This is a genomic window from Micromonospora sp. LA-10, assembly GCF_051853095.1.
Classification (GTDB): Bacteria; Actinomycetota; Actinomycetes; order Mycobacteriales; family Micromonosporaceae; genus Micromonospora; species Micromonospora echinospora_A.
Map to the genome: position 1 here is coordinate 5,893,896 of NZ_CP195710.1, position 19,058 is coordinate 5,912,953.

Sequence of the window (19,058 nt, forward strand, 5' to 3'; positions counted from 1 at the left end):
ACGCCACGCGGAGCCAGTGAACGCGAGCGCGGGCCGCCGAGGGCACCCGGTGACTAACCGGTGCGGCGCCCCGATCCCCGGCACGGCCGGGACGACCACCTTTCCGGACGCCTCCGTCCCCCCGCGTACGCCCCGTCGTCGCGTGGAGGCGCCCCGCCGGGGCCCCTGAGGTCCCGGCCCGGTCCGAGGAGACACCGCCCACATGAGACTTCTGGCCAGACGTCGCCGTACGGCGATGCTCGCCGCCGCCGCCCTCGTCATAGGCGGGGTGGCCCTGCCCGCGGGCGCCGCCCAGGCCGCGCCCGCCTGCGACGTGACGTATGCGACGACCGACTGGAACAACGGCTTCACCGCCAACGTGACCATCAAGAACCTGGGCGACGCGCTCAACAACTGGTCGCTGAAGTTCACCTTCCCGAACAGCAGCCAGCGCGTGGTTCAGGGCTGGTCGGCCCGGTGGAGCCAGTCCGGCAGCGAGGTGACCGCGACGAACGAGTCGTGGAACGGCAGCCTGCCCGCCGGCGCGTCCACGAGCATCGGCTTCAACGGCAGCTTCAGCGGCAGCAACCCGAAGCCCACCGCGTTCACCCTCAACGGCGTGGCGTGCAACGGCGCGCAGACCAACCAGCCGCCGACGGTCTCGCTCGGCGTGCCGTCCGGCCCGTTCGAGGCGCCGGCGGACGTCCCGCTCACCGCGACCGCCAGCGACCCCGACGGCACCATCAGCAAGGTCGAGTTCTACCGCAACGGCCTGCTGGTCAACACCGACACCACCGCGCCGTACGGCTACGACCTGCTCGACCTGCCGGCCGGCAGCTACACCGTGCAGGCCAAGGCGTACGACAACGCCGGCGCCTCGGCGGTCTCGGAGAAGTCGTTCACCGTGACCGCGGCCACCGGGCCGAAGCTGGTCGCCACGCCGTCCGCGGTCACCGTGGGCGAGGGCAGCAGCGCCACGGTCCGGTACACGCTCAGCGCGGCGCCCACCGCCAACGTGCCGGTGACCCTCGCCGTCACCGGTGACAGCGACATCACGGTCTCGCCGTCCACGCTGACGCTCACCTCGAGCAACTGGAGCACCGGCGTCACCGCCACGGTCTCCGCCGCGGAGGACGCCGACACGGTCGGCGGCACCGCCACCATCACCGCGTCGGCCACCGGCTACGCGCCGGTCTCCGTCGTCGCGACCGAGGCGGACAACGACAGCCCCGGTGGCGACAACGCCTACATCAAGAAGTTCCTCGACCAGTACGGCAAGATCAAGAACTCGGGGTACTTCAGCCCCGAGGGCGTGCCGTACCACTCGATCGAGACGCTCATCGTCGAGGCGCCCGACCACGGCCACGAGACCACCTCGGAGGCGTTCAGCTTCTGGCTCTGGCTGGAGGCGCAGTACGGCCGGGTCACCCAGAACTGGGCCCCGTTCAACAACGCCTGGACGGTGATGGAGAAGTACATCATCCCGTCGCACGCCGACCAGGCCACCGCCGGCTCGCCCGGCACCCCGCAGTACGCCGCCGAGCACAACCTGCCCAGCCAGTACCCGTCGGCGCTGGAGGCCAGCGTCCCGGTCGGCCAGGACCCGCTGCGCTCGGAGCTGCAGTCCACGTACGGCACCGGTGACATCTACGGCATGCACTGGCTGCTCGACGTCGACAACACCTACGGCTACGGCCACTGCGGCGACGGCACCACCCGGCCCGCGTACATCAACACCTTCCAGCGGGGCACCCAGGAGTCGGTGTGGGAGACCGTGCCGCAGCCGTCCTGCGACACGTTCAAGCACGGCGGCCCGAACGGCTACCTGGACCTGTTCGTCAAGGAGTCCAGCGCCCCGGCCAAGCAGTGGAAGTACACCAACGCGCCGGACGCCGACGCGCGTGCCGTCCAGGCCGCCTACTGGGCGCTGACCTGGGCCAAGGCGCAGGGCAAGGCGGCCGACGTGGCGGCCACCGTGGCCAAGGCCGCCAAGATGGGCGACTACCTGCGCTACGCGCTGTTCGACAAGTACTTCAAGAAGATCGGCAACTGCGTCGGCGCGAGCACCTGCCCGGCGGCCTCCGGCCGTGACTCGGCGCACTACCTGCTCTCCTGGTACTACGCCTGGGGTGGCGCGTACGACACCTCGCAGAACTGGTCGTGGCGGATCGGCTCCAGCCACAGCCACTTCGGCTACCAGAACCCGTTCGCGGCGTGGGTGATGACCAACGTCGCGGAGCTGAAGCCGAAGTCGCCGACCGCGTCCTCCGACTGGCAGAAGAGCCTCGACCGGCAGCTGGAGTTCTACACCTGGCTCCAGTCGGCCGAGGGCGGCATCGCCGGTGGCGCCACCAACAGCTGGGACGGCAGCTACGCCCAGCCGCCGGCCGGCACCGCCACCTTCTACGGCATGTTCTACGACGTCGACCCGGTATACAACGACCCGCCGTCGAACCAGTGGTTCGGCATGCAGGCATGGTCGATGCAGCGCATCGCCGAGCTGTACCTGGAGACCGGCAACGCGAAGGCCAAGGCGCTGCTGGACAAGTGGGTGCCGTGGGCGATCGCCAACACCACGCTGGGCACCAACTGGTCGATCCCGTCGGACATGAAGTGGACGGGCCAGCCGGCCAACTGGAACCCCAGCAGCCCGCAGCCGAACACCAACCTGCACGTCGAGGTGACGGTCAAGGGCCAGGACGTCGGCGTCGCCGGCGCCTACGCCCGCACGCTCATCGCGTACGCGGCCAAGTCCGGCAACACCGCGGCGAAGGACACCGCCAAGGGCCTGCTGGACGCGCTCTCGGCGTCCGCCGACAGCAAGGGCGTCTCGACGCCGGAGAAGCGCGGCGACTACAAGCGCTTCGACGACGTCTACAACGCCGCCGACGGCCAGGGCCTCTACATCCCCAACGGCTGGACCGGGAAGATGCCCAACGGCGACGCGATCGCCCCCGGCAAGAGCTTCCTGGACATCCGCTCGTTCTACAAGAACGACCCGGACTGGCCGAAGGTGCAGGCGTACCTGGACGGCGGTCCCGAGCCGGTCTTCAACTACCACCGGTTCTGGGCGCAGGCGGACATCGCCATGGCGTACGCCGACTACGGCACCTACTTCCCGCAAGGGTGAGGTGACCTCTCCTTCGTGGGCGGGTGCGAGCCCGCCCACGAAGGAGGCCGACCCGGCCGATGGGGGAACGGAGCGGCCGGGTCGGTGGACGGCCTGACGCCCACGGTCAGGCCGGGTGGGCCCGCCGTCCGGCCGACGCAGCGGACCGGCCGGCCCACCACTCCGCCCGGCGACGACCCATGGCGCGAAAAGGCACGCAAAAATCAGCGGTCCACGGGATCACATCCGGGCCGTGGACGGAGTAACGTATTTGACGGAGAGGCCGCTCCCCCCGTGGCGGCCTCTCCATTACTCTTCCCGGGCCGGCCCACCGCCGGAAGCCGGCGCCGTCACCGGGTGCCGCAGTCCCGGATGCCCGGCCGGCAACGACCGCCGGATCACCACCCAGCTCGACGCCAGCGCCGCCGCGATCAGCGGCCAGGTGAGCGCCGCCCGCGCCACGGTGAGCGCGACCACCTGCCCCTCCAGCCACAGCGGGATGAACACCGCCAGCCGCAGCGCGTAGGTGCCCGCCCACACCCAACTGCCCCGGCCGTACGCCCGCAGCAGCGCCGGGTCACGCCGCCACCGGGTCCGCTGGCCCAGCGCCGTGCCGACCACCACGCCGAGCAGCGGCCAGCGCACCACGATGCTCACCGCCCAGGCCAGCGCGCTCGCCGCGTTGGCGGCGATCTGGAGCAGGAAGAAGTCCTCGGCCCGGCCGGTACGCAACGCGACGAGCGCGGCCACGCAGACCGCGAGCAGCCCGATCAGCACCGAGCGGGGACGGTCACCGCGCCGCCACCGCCAGCCCGCCACCGCCGTGCCGGTCAGCACCGCGGCGAGCACGCCGCCGCCCAGCCCGCCGAGCACCCAGCCGAGCCCGAACGCGAGCGGGGGCAGCGTGGCGTCGACCGCCCCGCGCCGGCCGCCGAGCAGGTCGGCCAGCGACTCCGGCCGTGGCCCGGCCTCCGGTTCCCGCTGCGGCGTGCCGGTCACGCCCCACCTCCTCGAATCGCCCGCCTCACCGTACGCCGCAGCCGATGGCGCTCCGCCGCGCGCGTGGGCGGCCCTACCGTTAAGTTGTCCGGGTGCGGGAGACGGCGAGGGGTTGGACGGCGGTCTGGTTGGTCGTACTGGCCCTGCTGCAGACAGCTGCGTTCGTGCTGGTGTGGCGCTTCGCCGTGCACACCGAACTGGGCCAGTGGCTGGACACGGTGGCGCTGACCGGCAACCGGATCGGCCAGGACCGCATCGACGGTCCGGTGGACACGCTCCTCAACGCCATGTCCGTGGTGTCGCTGCTGGCCGCGACCGCGGTGATCGGCTTCATCGCGCTGATCCGGGGCCGCAAGGCGCTGGCCGTCACCGCGACGCTGCTGATCGCCGGGGCGAACGTGACCACGCAACTGCTCAAGCACTTCCTGGTCCGGCCGGACTTCGGCATCGACCCGGAGCGGGCCGCCGCCGGCAACAGCCTGCCCAGCGGCCACACCTCGGTGGCCGCATCGGTGGCGGTCGCGCTGATCCTGGTGCTGCCCCGCAAGCTGCGGGCGGCCGGGGCGTTCCTCGGCGCCGGGTACGCCGCCGCCGCGGGCGTCGCCACGCTCTCCGCCGGCTGGCACCGGCCCAGCGACGCGGTCGCCGCGTACCTCGTGGTCGGCGCGTGGGCCGCGGTCGCCGGGCTGATGCTGCTGGTCTTCCAGCGGGAGCAGGCGGTGGTCGAGCCCGGCGACGCGCACCGGGTCGCGGCCGCCGTGCTCGGCGGCGCCGGCGTGGTGGCGCTGCTGGGCTCCGCGCTGGCGTTGTCCTGGCTGGTGGACCGCTCCACGATCCCCGTCGAGGCCCTCAGCCGCCGTCAGCTCTTCGTCGGATACGCGGGCAGCGCGGCCGGCATCGGCGGCACGATCGCCGTGGTGGCCGCGCTGGTGCTGGTCGTGGTGCACCGGCTGGTGCCCCGGTGGAAGGGCTGACCCGGCGGATGGAGACGGTGCGGGCGGCGTTCCGGGCCGAGTGCGACCGCCTGGAGCGGGTGCTGCGCGACCTGGACGACACCGCGCTGGACCGGCCCACGCCGTGCCCGCCGTGGCGGGTACGCGACCTGATCGCACACGTGAGCACCGGGGCCGGACGCCTGGCCGGGATGCTCGCCGAACCCGCGCCGCGCCGGGCCGAGGTGGACGCGGCCGCCTACTTCGGCGCGGCCAAGTTCAGCCCGCCGGTCGACCGGGACCGCGTCGAGGGCGCACAGCGTGCGGCCCGGGAGCACCCCGGCGCGGCCGAGGTGGCCCGGGAGTTCGGCCGGGCCTGGCGCGCCACCGACGAGGCGGTCGCCGCCGAGCCGCCCGCACGGGTGGTACGCACCCGCCACGGTGACGCGATGGCGCTGCCGGAGTTCCTGCGTACCCGGGTGGTGGAGGTCGCGGTGCACGGCCTGGACCTGGCCGACGCGCTGGACCGGACGCCGTGGCTGACCCCGGCGGCGGCGGACGTGGTGGTCGGCGTGCTCACCGGCGGCGCGCCGGTGCCGCCGGGCCTGCGCTGGGACGCGCTCATCGTGCTGCGCAAGGCCACCGGGCGGCTGACCATCACCGGCGAGGAGCGCGCCGAGCTGACCCGCGCCGGCATCGGCCGGCTGGCCTTCGGCGGCTGAGCCTTCGTCAGCGCGCCGCGCAGCGCCGCAGGTGGTCCAGCACGATCGGGTCGATCCGGCCGGGCACGAAGCGTTCCTCCAGGTTCTCCAGACCCGTCCAGGCGGCCAGCGCCTCGTCCAGGCCGGCCGGGCCGACCGGGTGCCCGGTGGCGGCGAGCAGCTCGGCCACCTCGGCGGCGAGCGGGCCGGTGAGGTCGCGCAGCGTGGCCGGGTCGGGGCGGCCGAACAGCATGTGGTGGATGCCGAGCAGGCGGCGCAGCTCGGAGACCGGGTCCACATGGTCGTCCACCCGCAGGTCCACCAGCTCGTCGCCGGTCCCGGCGTAGCCGCCGTGGCGCTGCACCACGAGCATCGCCGCGCTCTGCCGCCCGCGCCGGTCGCCGCCGGCCGCGTCGCCGGCGGTGAGCGCGGCCAGCAGGCGCTGCGGGAACGGCAGGTCCTCGCGGGCCAGCCAGGCGTCGCGCAGCGCGTCGATCACCTGCGGGCCGGTCAGGATGTTGCCCTGCGCGGCCCAGCCGTCGCCGGCCTGCCCGCCGGCCCACGGGTGGCAGCGTGGCCCGGTCCAGGTGGCACCGTCGCCGGTCGCCCCGACCACGGCGAGCTGCCGGTCGTCGCGTCCCGGGTCGGCTGCGACCAGCCCGGCCACCGCGTCGACGGCGCTGACGCCGGTACGCAGCAGCGCGAGCGCCTGCGCCCGGTAGGCGAGGTTGGCGTGCGCCTGGGTGGCGACCGCCCCCACCAGCGCCTCGGCGGCCGGCACCAGCGCCCCGGCGGCGAGGAACCGGCTGGCCACTGCCACTCCGAACAGGCGCCCGTCGGCGGAGCGGGCGACGAGCGAGAAGGTCACGCGCGGATCGTAGCCCGCAGGGCGGGCGCGGAACCCCGCTCCGGCGGCACCGCTCAGAACGGCGGCGCCGCGTCCTCCGGGGGGCGGCCCCATGCACGCCGGGCGTCGGCCACCGCGACAGCCGTCAGGACCGCCGCGGCGAAGCCCGCCGCGACGAGCGGCGCGAGACGCACCAGCAGCGGTACGGGCAGCAGCAGCGCGGCGAGGCCCACCAGCCGGGACGGGGAGACGCGGCCGAACACCTCGTACTCGAAGCGGGCCCGGCCGGCCAGGAACAGCGCCGGACCACCGACGATCACGGCCAGCCAGGGCAGCTCGTTGTGCCCGACCGGGTGTTCGATCACCAGCTCGTAGCCGATCGCGGTGGCGACCACGCCGATCACCATGACCAGGTGGGTGTCGGCGGCGGAGCGGCCGACGGTGGCCGGGTGCGCGGCCCGGGTCACCGCCTCGCCCAGGATCTGCCCGGCCCGCTGCACGTAGATCCGCCACAGCAGCACCGAGGTGGCGAGCGCGACGGCGAACGCGGTGACCATGCCCGGGCTGGTGGTGGAGCGGGTGAACGACAGGCCGGCGAGCAGGATCGTCTCGCCGAGCGCGACCAGGAAGATCTGCTGGTAGCGCTCGGCCAGGTGCTCGCCGTGGATGTCCCAGCGGGAGACCGTCGAGCGGCCCAGGCCCGGCACCGGCCAGCCGAAGCGGCCGCCGAGGTACTCCAGCAGCATCGCCGTGCTCCAGAGCACCACCCGGGCGTTCACCGGCAGCAGCGCGCCGGCCAGCCAGAGCACGCCGGTCGCCGCGAACGTGATCAGCATACGCAGCTTGAGCCGGCGGTACTGGGCCTTGTGCAGCACCAGCATGAGGATCGCCGGACGGCTCACCTGGGCCACCACGTACGCGGTGGCGAACATCAGGCCGCTGTGGCCGAACGCGCGGGGGACCGCCACTCCCATCACCATCGCGGAGATCAGCGCGGTGATCACGATGACCTGCAACCACAGGTGGTGCGGGTCGTAGCGGCTCGTCGTCCACGCCGTGCCCTGCCAGACGCCCCAGAGCGCGAGCAGCAGCAGCAGCGTCTTGCCGCCGCCGGTCACCGCCGACCAGCCGGTCTGCCCGCCCTCCAGCACCAGGTCCTCGAAGGCGCGCGCCGAGATCCGGGTCAGCGCGAACACGTAGACCAGGTCGAAGAAGAGCTCCAGGAACGTGGCCCGGCCGGGTCCGCCGCCGGAGGTGCGCAGCGCGGCCGGCTCGGCGGTCCTCACCGCGCCGTCCCGTCCCCGGTCCGCCTCATCCGGCAGTCGTAACACTCTTTCCCGGCGTCTCGGCCCTGATCGCCCATATCAGCCTGGATCTTGCTCGCGGCGGTGCCGGACGGGCACCATCGACGGGTGACGAACCGATGGGGCATGACAGTGCCGTTGGGCGGGATTCCGCTCGCCGACCATGCCGCGGTCTACGCGGCCCTGGACGACGCCGGGTTCACCGACGTGTGGTCCTCGGAGGTGGCCGGCGCCGACGCGTTCACCCCGCTGGCCCTGGCCGCCGCCTGGTCGCCGCGGCTGCGCCTCGGCACCGCTATCACGCCGGTGTTCACCCGCGGCCCGGGACTGCTGGCGATGAGCGCCGCCGCGCTGGCCGAGGCCGCGCCGGGCCGCTTCGCGCTCGGCGTCGGCGCCTCGTCGCCGGTGCTGGTCCGGGACTGGAACGCGATTGAATTCGACGAGCCGTTCAAACGGACCCGCGACGTGCTGCGCTTCCTGCGGGCCGCGCTGCGCGGCGAGACCGTCGACGGCGCGTTCGACACGTTCGCCGTACGGCGCTTCACACTGGAACGCCCGCCGAGCGTGCCGCCGCCGGTCGTGCTGGCCGCGCTGCGCCCCGGCATGCTGCGCCTGGCCGCCGCCGGGGCCGACGGGGTGATCCTCAACTGGCTGGCCGCCGAGGACGTGCCGACAGCGCTCGCCGAGGTGGGCGAGCGCCGCCCCGGGTTCGAGGTGGCGGCCCGCATCTTCGTCTGCCCCACCGAGGACGCCGCGTACGCCCGCGCGCTGGGCCGCCGCATGATCACCGGCTACCTCACCGTGCCCGCGTACGCGGCCTTCCACAGGTGGCTGGGCCGCGAGGACTCGCTCGGTCCGATGTGGCAGGCATGGGCCGCCGGGGACCGGCGTGGCGCCTCCGCCGCCGTACCGGACGAGGTGGTCGACGCGCTGGTGCTGCACGGCTCACCCGAGCAGTGCGCGGCCGCGGTCCGCCGCTACGCCGACAACGGCGTCGACGTGCCGGTGCTGGCCGTGCTGCCCACGCCCGAGATCACCGAGGGCGGCGCGGCCGCCTGGATGGACCTGCTGCCCCGGCTCGGCCCCGGAAAGGCGGCCTGAGATGAACCTGACCGACCGGGTAGTGGTGATCACCGGCGGGGCCGGCGGGATCGGCGCGGCGCTGGGCCGCCGCTTCGCCGCCGAGGGCGCCGCCGCCGTCGTCCTGGCCGACCTGGCCGCCGACGCGGCCCGCGCCACAGCCGAGGCGATCGGCCCGGTGGCCACCGGTGTCGGGCTCGACGTCACCGACGAGACGGCGGTACGCGCGCTCGTCGACGACACCGAGCGCCGCCACGGACGGATCGACCTGTTCTGCGCCAACGCCGGAGTCGCCACCGGCGGCGGCATCGACGCGCCGGACGCCGACTGGGACCGCGCCTGGCGGGTCAACGTGCTCGGGCACCTGCACAGCGCCCGCGCGGTGCTGCCCGGCATGCTCAGCCGGGGCCAGGGCCACCTGCTGCTCACCTGCTCGGCGGCGGGCCTGCTCACCGCGGTCGGCGACGCGCCGTACACCGCCACCAAGCACGCCGCGGTGGGCCTCGCCGAATGGCTGGCGGTCACCTACCGGGACGCCGGGATCCGGGTCAGCGCGCTCTGCCCGCAGGGCGTGGACACCCCGATGCTCGCCGACGGCCTCACCGAGGGGCACCTGGGCGCCCGGGTGATCGCCGCGTCCGGGACGATCCTCAGCCCCGACCAGGTCGCCGACGCGGTGATCGCCGGGCTGGCCGAGGAACGGTTCCTGATCCTGCCGCACCCCGAGGTGGCCGACTACGCCCGCCGGCGCGCCGAGGACCCGGACGGGTGGCAGGCCGGGCTGCGCAAACTCGTCCGCAAGCTGCGCGCCGCCGACCGCTGAGCCCGGCACGTCACGGGCGCTCCGGTCAGCGTCGCCACCGTAGCGGCCCCGGATGGACCGTCCACAGCACCTGTCGCCACCACGACCGGGCCGCGCGCAGCGCGTCGGCGAAGCCGACGCTGAGTCCTGCGGCCCGGTCCGCCTGTTCCGGCGTGACGCTGCCCGGCGCGAAGCCCGCCTGGTTGAGCAGATCGGCCAGCTCGTTGACCGCAGCGCCGTCCGGGGCGTCGATCGCCGCGCCCTGTCCGGACCGCGCCGCGCGGGCCTCGGCGAGCGTCCGGCGGGCCCGCTCGGCGACCTCGGCCGCCGCCAGGTCCGGCCCGACCGGGTGCCCGGCCAGGCGTAGCGCGTCGGTCAGTTCCCGCCACGCGCCCGCGACCCGCTCGCCAGGGTCGCCCACTGCGAGACGGGAGCGGGTCAGCCGCCGGCGCATCGCGACCAGCGCCGCCAGCACCGCCCCGACCCCCAGCAGCAGGCCACCGGCACCACCGCCGACCAGCACCGGCGTGCCGAGCCCACCCTCGCTCCGGCCGGGCGCGGGCGCGGCGGCCGGGGGCGTGGCGCTCGGCTCCTTGGTGGGCGCGGGCACCTCCGACGGCGGCGGGTCCTCCGGCTGCGGCCGGAAGTCCTCCTCCACCGGGCGGGGCTCGGAGTCCGGACGCGGCATCGGGTCGAACGGCACCCAGCCGGCGCCGTCGAACAGCACCTCCGGCCAGGCGTACGCGTCGGCGGCCCGCACCGGCCCGTCGCCCTTCGGCCCGAACCCGACCACCACCCGGGTGGGTAGGCCGGCGAGGCGGCCGAGCACCGCGAACGCGGCGGCGAACTGCTCCGACGTGCCCCGCTGACCGCCGCCGTTACGCGGTCCGAACAGGAAGAACGCCAAATTCGGGTACGCGTGCCCGCTCGGCGCGTCCGCTGTCACCCGGTAGTGCTCGGCGAGGAACGTGGCGATCGCGTCGGCGCGCGCGTACGGGGCACCGTTGGACTCGGCGAGCTGGGTGGCCAGCCGGCGCAACGGTTCCGGCGCTCCGTCGGGCACCCGCAGCACCCGCGCCACCTCGTCACCGGCGGGCACGTTCGCCGTGCTCAGCAGGTTCACATCCGGGCGCTCCCGCACCGACGACACCTCGTACCGCAGCCCCGGTGCGAGCCCTTCCGGGCGGATCAGGGTGCCGGTCGCCGGGTCGTACGCCACCCGCGCGCCGCTCACCTCGCGTGGCGTGGGCACCGCCGGCAGCAGCCGCCCGGTCAGGTCCGCCACGGTGATCTCCTGGCGCACCGCCTCCGTGGCGGCGCCCGGGGCCGGGTCGGTGGCGGGCAGGATCCGCCCCGCGTTGCGGTACGTCGCGCCCACCCGCCAGGTCACGCCGTCGTAGTCGCTGAGCACCGCCAGCCGGATCCGGGGCGGCCCGCCGTCGACCGCGCCCGCGACGGTGCGCACGTCCAGCAGCCGCTGGTCCGGGTTCAGCGCCCACCCGGAGATCCGGATCAGCGGGTTCTCGTCCAGCGACTCCACCCGGGGCGGCTCCACGTAGCGGCGCGGGTCGACCGGCCGCTCGTCGACCTGGGCGGCCACCACCGGGGCGAGCAGCGCCGCCAGCGCCACCACCACCGCCAGCCCGGCCGCGCTCGCCGCGACCAGCCGCAGCCGCACCGCCGCGCGTACCGCAGGGCTCAGCGCGGCCACCGGATCGGGCGCCGGGCCGTCGCGGCGTCCGGGCGTCGCCAGGCCGGCCGCCGCGACCGCCGCGAACACCACCGTCGGGCCGACCGCCGGTTCCGCGTTCGGCCCGACCACGTAGAGCGCGCCGGCGTAGAGCAGCGCCGGCGGCAGGTAGCCCAGCAGCACCCGCCCGGCGCGCAGCGCCACCTCGGCGGCGGTCAGCCCCGCCAGCCACGCCGCCACCACCGGCACCAGCACCGTGTCCGGGGCCGGCTCGACCGGAATCATCGCGGTGAGCAGCCGGGGAATCGCGTTACGGGCGGCGTCGGCGGTCACCTCGCCGAGCCCGCCCGGCAGCGCCGCGTGCACGGCGGCCAGCCGCAGCGACAGCAGCGTCCACCCGGCCAACGCGGCCACCGACAGCGGCGCCACCAGCCAGGACGGCAACCGCCGCGCGGCCACGCTGACCAGCACCGACCCGACCGCCGCGCCGGCCATGAGGCGGGTCAGCAGCGGATCGGCGTACACCCGGCCCAGCACCACGCCGGAGAGCGCGACCAGCACGATCAGCGCGGCCGGGACCGGCACGGCCCGCAACGCCCGGACCACGCGCTCCGCCGCCGCTTCCGTCCGCGGCGGCGTCACCACCGGCGGACCCCGTCCCACTCGGCGGCGAACGCCGCGCCGTCCGCCGCGTCCAGCACCACCAGGCCCGCCTCGCCGGCCGCCGTCGGCCCGTCCGCGCCGAACATCCCGACCACCACCGACGGGTACGCGCCGCGCAGCGCGCCGACGTGCCCCAGATCGTCGCGGCCACCCGGCCCGGTCAGGAAGACCAGCGTGTCGCCGAGCCGGTCCCGGCGCAGCCGCCCCGTCGCGGCCGGCAGCACGTCCGGCCCGGCGACCGCCAGCTCCACCGCTGCGAGCCGGTCCAGCGGCCCGGCCGCCCCCTCCGGCTCCACCTCGGCCGGTGCGACGAGCAGCAGCTGCACCGGCAGGTCCTCCCGCACCGCGGCGGCCACCACCGACGCGGCCGCCTCGCACGCCGCCTCGAACGACTCCGCGACACCACCGGCGCGGCCCGGGTGCGCGGACGCGCGGTTGTCCAGCACCACCACCAGGCGCGGCAGGCTGGTGTCCACGTTCTCCCGCACCATCAGCTCGCCCACCCGGGCGCTCGTGCGCCAGTGCACGCGGCGCAACTCGTCGCCCACCACGTACTCCCGCAGCGAGTCGAACGTGATCGACCCGTGCGGCACGCTGTCGGTACGCCCGTCCAGGCTGCGCCCCGCGCCGGTCGGCACCGCGGACAGCGGGTGGATGCGCGGGTGCACCCACACCGGCACCGTGCCGCCGTAGCCGCGCGCCAGCGCCACCAACCCCAGCGGATCCCGGCGCACCACCCGCAGCGGACCCACCGGCACCACCCCACGCCGGTGCGTCGGCACGTCGTAGCGCACCACAGTGTCCCGGCCCGGGCGCAACCGCAGCAGCGGCACCGGCACCAGCGCCCCCGCGCAGCGGTCCTCGGCCACCAGGTTCGCCGCCCGCAGCCGCCCGGTGTTGCGCACCGTCAACTCCATCGCCGCCGGCTCACCCCGGGCCACCCGGTCCGGGTCGGCCCGCCGCGTCACGCTCAGCCGGGGCCGCCAGGCCGCGTTCACCACGGCGTAGCCGACCGCGACCCCGGCCGCCGCGCCGAGCACCGTCAGCTCCGGGTATGCGTACCGGAACCCCACGCCGAGCAGCACCAGGGCGGCGACGAGCAGCCCGATGCCACGGGCGGTGATCCCCACGCTCAGCCGTGCACCGGCGTGGCCTGGCCCGTCGGCAACGGCACCGGCACCGACGCCACCGCCTGGCGCAGCACCTCGGCGGACGTCACACCACGCACCTGCGCGTCGGGGGTGAGCAGCAGCCGGTGCGCGAACACCGGCTCGACGAGTGCCTTCAGGTCCTCCGGCATGATCCAGCCCCGGCCGTCGATGAGCGCGTACGCGCACGCCGCCCGGGTCAGCGCGATCACCCCGCGCGGACTCACCCCGACCCGCACCTGCGGATGGGTACGCGTCGCAGCGGCCAGCCGCACCGCGTACGCGTAGAGCGGCTCGGCGATGTGCACCCGCCGCGCCATCTTCACCATCTCGCCGACGGTGGCGGTGTCGGTGACAGCGGTCAGCGAGTCGGGGGAGCGGACCGTGGCGCCGCGCAGCACCTCCACCTCGACCGCCTCGTCCGGGTAGCCGACCGACAGCTTCACCAGGAACCGGTCGAGCTGGGCCTCGGGCAGCCGGTAGGTGCCGTCCATCTCCACCGGGTTCTGCGTCGCCACCACCAGGAACGGCTGCGGCACCGGGTGGCGTACGCCGTCCACAGTGACGGTGCGTTCCTCCATCACCTCCAGCAGCGCCGACTGCGTCTTCGGCGACGCCCGGTTGATCTCGTCGGCGATCACGATGTTGGCGAACACCGGCCCCGGGTGGAACTCGAAACCCCGGCTGGCCTGGTTGAAGATGGTCACCCCTGACACGTCGGAGGGAAGCAGGTCCGGCGTGAACTGGATCCGCCGCCACTGCCCCTTCACCGTCGCCGCGATCGCCCGCGCCAGCGTGGTCTTGCCGACGCCCGGCACGTCCTCCAGCAGCACGTGCCCCTGCGCGAACAGCGCGGTCAGCGCCAGCCGCACCACCTGCGGCTTGCCCAGCACGACCGCGTTGACGTTGTCGGCCAGCCGGGCGGCCAGGGCGGCGAAGCCCTGCACCTCCGGCTGGCTCAGCGGTTCGTGCGTGTTCACGGATGCGCCTCTCGGGGTGGTGCGGTCAGCAGGTGGGCAGCACGTCGAGGTCGTCGCCGCCCTCCAGGTTGAGCCAGGCCCACGGAATGTACGTCTTGCCCTTGTACTCCACCTGGATCCACCAGGTGCTCTTCTTGTTGTTGTTGTAGATCCAGGCGTCCACGTCCTCGCCCTTGGCCTTGCAGTACGTGCGCAGCCGCCGGCCGTCCGGCACCCAGCCGGCCTGACGGTCGTTGTCCTGCCGGGTGACCTCGAAGATCTCGTTGCCGTTGCGGCCCGGCACGTCCTTGTCGCAGTACGTCCGCTGATCCCCGTCCGGCCCGTTCTTGCAGGTGGCGATGCCGTACACCGGGTCGGTGGTCTGCGCGCGGCTGGCCGTGCCCTTACCGGCGGCGTTTGACGCGGTCAGCGTCACCGTGTACGCGGTGCCCGGCGTCAGACCGGTCACCCGCAGGCTGGAACAACTGCCGCTCGCCGTCTTCCCGCCGGTCGCCGCCGTGCAGGTGGTCCGCCCACCACCGGCGTCCACCGTGAACGTCACAGTCACCGACGTGGCGTCCGCCGACGATCCGGTCACCGTGATCCGCGGCTCGGCCACCGTCCGCGCGGTGGTGCTCGCCTCCGGCCCGGCGCCGGCCTCGTTCACGGCCTTGACCTTCACCGTCACGTTCTGCCCGTTGCCCAGCCCGCCCACAGTGGCCCGCACGTCGGTCACCTCGACGGACTTCCCGGCCGCCTCCACCACGTACTTCGTCACCGGGCGGCCGTTGTCCACCGCCGGGGACCACTGCACCGCGACAGTGCCCGGCTGGTCGGCGACTGTGGACGCGCGCAGCTCACCGGGCGCCTTCGGCACCGTGAACGGCACCACCGTGTTGCTCACCGGCGACGCCTTCGACCCGGCGCCCTTCTCGCTGACCGCAGTCACGGTGAACGCGTACTGGGTGCCGTACTCCAGTTGCCCGGCCGGCACCACCAGCTCCGTCTTCGCCGACTCGCCGGCCGGGGCGCTCGCACCCGCCGAGGTCGCCGTCACCGCGTACTTCGCGATCTTGTTGCCCTGGCCGTCGGCCTCGGTCCAGCTCACCCGCACCGTGCCGTCCGGCCGCGCCTCGGCGGTCACCGACGCAGGCGGGTCCGGCACCTCCGCGGTCGGCACCACCGGGTTGCTGCGCCGCGCCGGCCCCTCACCCTTGGCGTTCACCGCGCGCACCGAGAACGTGTACGTCTCGCCGTTCGTCAGGCCGGTCACCTCCAGCGAGCGCTGGTTAGCGCCGACCTGGCGGGTCTGACCGGCGCCCTCCACCACGTATCTGGTGATCTCGGCGCCGTTCGACGCGGCTGCCTGCCAGCTGACCCGCGCCGAGGCGTCGCCGGCGGCGGCGGTGACCGACTTCGGCGCGCCCGGCTTGCCCACCTTCGGCTTCTTCGGCGGGGGCGGCGGCGGAGCAACCGGCGGCGGATCCCCGCCGAGCACGTCGTTTGCGTACTTGTTGACCTCGCGCACCCGGTTCTGGTCGTCGACCACCTGCGCGGTGGACGAGTCCGGCGGGTTGATGAACAGGTGGTTCTCGCGGACCTCCAGCTCGACCGGACCGGGGCGGCCGGAGCCCTTCACGGTCTGCACGAGCTGCCCCTCGGCGTCGAAGGCGTAGACCGTGCCGGTCGTCTCGTCGGCGCAGTAGAACCGGCCCGCCCACGCCACCGCCGGGCTGAGCCGGACGCCGTCGCCCGGCACCGTGAACCGCTTCACCTCGCGGCTGTCCCGCACCACGTGCACCGACCGCTCACCGGGAACCGTCACCGGCACCTGCTGCCCGCTGGTACGTGGCGGCAGGTAGCCCGGTGCGGTCATGGTCAGCTCGGCCCGCGTGGTCCGGCCGCCCACCACCGTGACCAGCGACGTCGAGGTGCGGTCCAGCACCGCCACGCCCTCGTCCAGCGTGGACACCACCAGCTCGTGTGCCGGTTCCGCCACGTCGTACGTCTCCACGCGCTTCGGGCTGAGCCCGGCGGGCGGCGCGTCACCGGGCGTCTCCGGCAGTTCGGCGGCGGTGACCGCCGAGACGGTGCCCTCGCTCGGCACCCCGATCCACAGCTTGCCCGCGCCGTCGAACGCGCCGCCGGTGATGCCCGGCGGGTAGCGGACCGGCTCGCCCACCGGCGTCAGCGCCCGCGGGTCGAGCTGCCGGACGATGCCCTGCACCGCGTCCACCACGAACGCCGCGTCCTCGTGCAGCGCCACGCTCACCCCGAGGCCCGGCGCGGTCGGCGTGGTCGCGGTGATCTGCAGCGTCGCCAGGTCCAGCGAGCTGACCTGGCCGGTCTTGAGGTCGCGCAGGATCAGCAGCCGGTCGGTCTGGGTCACCTGCATCTGGTGCCGCCGCCCGCCCGGCACCTCCATCCGGGTGTCCACCCGCGCGGTGACGCCGTTGACCCGGGCCAGCTCGCTGCGGGTGGTGCTCCACAACCAGGAGGAGGCGTCGAAGCTCGCCACCGCGTTGTCGGCGGCGCCCAGCCCGAGCACCGTCAGGCCCATCGCGGCCAGCAGCGCGGCCACCGTGCCGACGGTCACCAGCCCGCCCCGCATCCGCGACCGTGGTCGGGCCGGCTCCGGCCCGGTGCCCGTGACGTCCTCGATGGTGGTCACTGCCGGCTGCCTCCCCGTGTCGGTGGGGGAGGTCCGCCCGCGCGCGGTCGACCCTCCCCAGAGCCGGGAGCCATCATAGGTGCCGCCCGGAGCCGGTGAAACCCGCACCGTCTCCCTGTGGACACCGAGCGTGTCGCCCCTGGGTCGTCAGTTCGGCGTGGCGTCGCCCTCCCGGTCCGTGCAGACCTGACCCGAGGTCGCGTACGAATCGGTCGAGTAGACGGCCAGCACTGTGAAGCAGTAGTCCAGCTTCGCGCTCAGCCCGTTCACCGTGTAGCGGGTCTGCCCCGCCTCCACAGTGGCCATCACCCCGAGCTTCTGCCCGGCCCGGCCACCCGCCACCACGAACGGCACCCCACCGTTCGTCGGGTCGCTCCAGGACACCGTGACAGTCGTGGTGTCGTCGCGCAACGCCAGGTCCCCCGGCGGCGGACCCGCCACCTTCGGCGACGCGGCGCCGGACGCGGGCACGGGAGCCGGGGGCGGTGCCGCCTCCCGGTTCAGCAACACCGCGCCGACACCGACCGCCGCGATCACCGCGAGCACCGCGCCCCCGACCACAAGGGCCAGGACCGTGCGGTTGCGGCCCGGCCGCTCCGGCTCCATCGGGTACGCGTCCTGCGGCTGGACCGACGCCGGCTGGTGGAACATCGGCGGGTTCACCGGCCAGGCGCCCGGCTCCGGTTGGGCGGGCGGCTCCGGTCGCGTGGACTCGGGAAAGTCCAGCAGGTCCTCGTAGATCGGCATCGGCCGATTCCGCTCCGGCGCGTCGCCTTCCAGCTGTCCGGCCGCGTCGCCGGTCGTCGGCTCGTCCGTGTCAGGCTCGCCTGCGTCCTGCTCGGGGTCGGCGGGCCGGTCGACCGGCTGGGACGGGGCGACACTGCTCCACGGCGGCGCGACCATGCCCCACGGCGGTACGGAGGAGCCGCTGACCGGTGCGGCGCTGATGGGTGCAGCGGGTGGTCCGCTCACGGGCGGTGGATAGGTGCCGGGGGGAGCGCTGACCGGCGGGTACGCCGCTGGTGGTCCGCTGACCGGCTGATATCCCGCTGGTGGTCCGCTGATCGGCGGTGGGTAGGCGGGTCCGGGTGGCGCGCTGATCGGCGGTGCTGGTGGCACGCTGATCGGCGGTCCTGGAGGCCCGCTGACAGGTGGTGCTGGTGGTCCACTGACCAGCGACGGGTAGCCGGGTGCCGGTGATCCGCTGACCGGCGGCGGGTAGCCGGGCCCGGGTGGTCCGCTGATCGGCGGCCCCGGAGGCCCACTGACCGAACGTCCGGCGGGCCCGCTGACCGGGTGCACAGGGGGAGCGCTCACCGGAGACGTCGAGGGCGATCCGATCGGCCGTGCGCTGATCGGGATTGCGCTGGCGGCTGGTGGGTTGGCCGGCACAGCGCTGGTGGACGTAGTGCTGGTCCGGGGTGCGGCGATCGGTGGTGCGCCGTCTGTTGCCGGCGCACCTGCGGCGGGTGCGCGGAGGACGTCCGGCGCGCCTGCCGAGGGCGCGCTCGGCTGCTTCACGGTCGCGGCAGCGTCGCCGCCACCCACAGCCGACGGACTGACCGGCGGTCCGCCGAACGGGGATGTGCTCGCCGGCGGCGCGCTTGCTGCGGGCGTCGCGGGCGAGCCGGCCCGGGAAGCGCTGACCGGTGGTGCACTGACGGGCGTTGAGCCGTCGGCCGATCCGCTGGCCGGAGGACTGCTGACCGGCCGTGCACCGACCGGGGGTTCGCCGGCGGTGCCGGCGGATGCGGGCTTGACCGGCGTGCCAGGGGTAGCCGTCGCGGCGCTGCGCGCTGCCTCCTCTTCCAGCAGCGGACCGATCTGCTGCACCTGGATCGTCGGCTTGTCCCAGCCAGGTCCACCGGGGACAGACGATGTCGTATCCCGGCCGGAAGCGCTCGTGTCGTCGCCGACCACCCGGTCCACGGCGGGCCGTACGGGAGCGGTCGTCTCGGCCCTCGGGGTCGCCTGCTGCGTGGGCGCTGACGGAACCGGCGTTGAGGTCGGCGTCGGTGCGGTGGCAGCTGCCGGCGTCGACTCGGCCACTGAATTGGGGGCGGGCGCCGGTGGCGCTGCCGAGGCCGGAGGGGCGACCGGTGGCGGGGCGGGCGGGGACGACACCGGCGGGACGACCGGAACGGCCGGCGGTGGTGGCAGCGCGCCGCTCGCCG

13 protein-coding genes are annotated in these 19,058 nt (G+C 74.7%); 5 read left to right on the forward strand and 8 right to left on the reverse strand.

Annotation, left to right across the window (positions count from 1 at the left end; all coding sequences use genetic code 11):
- The first annotated feature begins 211 nt into the window (after positions 1-211).
- On the forward strand, positions 212-3,109 hold the full coding sequence (locus ACSDG8_RS27685; protein WP_210892350.1) for a glycoside hydrolase family 48 protein: 2,898 nt from the start codon (positions 212-214) through the stop codon (positions 3,107-3,109).
- A gap of 288 nt (positions 3,110-3,397) precedes the next feature.
- Here ACSDG8_RS27685 and ACSDG8_RS27690 read toward each other — a convergent pair whose 3' ends face one another.
- Positions 3,398-4,087: a DUF3159 domain-containing protein gene (locus ACSDG8_RS27690; RefSeq protein ID WP_210942480.1), complete on the reverse strand. Its 690-nt coding sequence runs from the start codon at positions 4,085-4,087 to the stop codon at positions 3,398-3,400.
- A 92-nt stretch (positions 4,088-4,179) separates the two neighbouring features.
- Between ACSDG8_RS27690 and ACSDG8_RS27695 the strand changes: the two genes are divergently transcribed.
- Together ACSDG8_RS27695 and ACSDG8_RS27700 are read left to right on the forward strand one after the other, a co-directional pair.
- On the forward strand, positions 4,180-5,061 hold the full coding sequence (locus ACSDG8_RS27695) for a phosphatase PAP2 family protein (protein WP_439427339.1): 882 nt from the start codon (positions 4,180-4,182) through the stop codon (positions 5,059-5,061).
- A gap of 8 nt (positions 5,062-5,069) precedes the next feature.
- On the forward strand, positions 5,070-5,741 hold the full coding sequence (locus ACSDG8_RS27700; RefSeq protein WP_210942503.1) for a maleylpyruvate isomerase N-terminal domain-containing protein: 672 nt from the start codon (positions 5,070-5,072) through the stop codon (positions 5,739-5,741).
- 7 nt (positions 5,742-5,748) lie between these two features.
- On the opposite strand, the gene ACSDG8_RS27705 is transcribed toward ACSDG8_RS27700, so the two are convergent.
- Both ACSDG8_RS27705 and ACSDG8_RS27710 read right to left on the reverse strand, forming a co-directional pair.
- Positions 5,749-6,588, reverse strand: a complete 840-nt coding sequence (locus ACSDG8_RS27705) for a DUF1028 domain-containing protein (protein ID WP_210942478.1) — start codon at positions 6,586-6,588, stop codon at positions 5,749-5,751.
- A gap of 53 nt (positions 6,589-6,641) precedes the next feature.
- Positions 6,642-7,853: a low temperature requirement protein A gene (locus tag ACSDG8_RS27710; RefSeq protein ID WP_439427340.1), complete on the reverse strand. Its 1,212-nt coding sequence runs from the start codon at positions 7,851-7,853 to the stop codon at positions 6,642-6,644.
- Between the two features lie 144 nt (positions 7,854-7,997).
- Between ACSDG8_RS27710 and ACSDG8_RS27715 the strand changes: the two genes are divergently transcribed.
- Positions 7,998-8,972, forward strand: a complete 975-nt coding sequence (locus tag ACSDG8_RS27715; RefSeq protein WP_439428075.1) for an LLM class F420-dependent oxidoreductase — start codon at positions 7,998-8,000, stop codon at positions 8,970-8,972.
- A gap of 1 nt (position 8,973) precedes the next feature.
- Complete coding sequence (locus ACSDG8_RS27720) at positions 8,974-9,774, forward strand: SDR family oxidoreductase (protein WP_439427341.1); 801 nt, start codon at positions 8,974-8,976, stop codon at positions 9,772-9,774.
- A gap of 25 nt (positions 9,775-9,799) precedes the next feature.
- On the opposite strand, the gene ACSDG8_RS27725 is transcribed toward ACSDG8_RS27720, so the two are convergent.
- The 5 genes from ACSDG8_RS27725 to ACSDG8_RS27745 form a co-directional block, all read right to left on the reverse strand.
- Positions 9,800-12,088 (reverse strand): DUF3488 and transglutaminase-like domain-containing protein, encoded by a 2,289-nt coding sequence (locus tag ACSDG8_RS27725; protein ID WP_439427342.1) that lies wholly within the window; start codon positions 12,086-12,088, stop codon positions 9,800-9,802.
- Positions 12,082-13,236, reverse strand: a complete 1,155-nt coding sequence (locus tag ACSDG8_RS27730; RefSeq protein ID WP_210942474.1) for a DUF58 domain-containing protein — start codon at positions 13,234-13,236, stop codon at positions 12,082-12,084. The genes ACSDG8_RS27725 and ACSDG8_RS27730 overlap by 7 nt, the downstream gene beginning before the upstream one ends.
- Positions 13,237-13,238: 2 nt before the next feature.
- A complete protein-coding gene (locus ACSDG8_RS27735; RefSeq protein ID WP_166457311.1) occupies positions 13,239-14,234 on the reverse strand; it encodes an AAA family ATPase in 996 nt (331 codons plus the stop codon).
- A 25-nt stretch (positions 14,235-14,259) separates the two neighbouring features.
- Positions 14,260-16,824 (reverse strand): fibronectin type III domain-containing protein, encoded by a 2,565-nt coding sequence (locus tag ACSDG8_RS27740; protein WP_439428076.1) that lies wholly within the window; start codon positions 16,822-16,824, stop codon positions 14,260-14,262.
- A 207-nt stretch (positions 16,825-17,031) separates the two neighbouring features.
- A complete protein-coding gene (locus ACSDG8_RS27745) occupies positions 17,032-17,856 on the reverse strand; it encodes a fibronectin type III domain-containing protein (RefSeq protein ID WP_307856106.1) in 825 nt (274 codons plus the stop codon).
- Between the last annotated feature and the right edge of the window lie 1,202 nt (positions 17,857-19,058).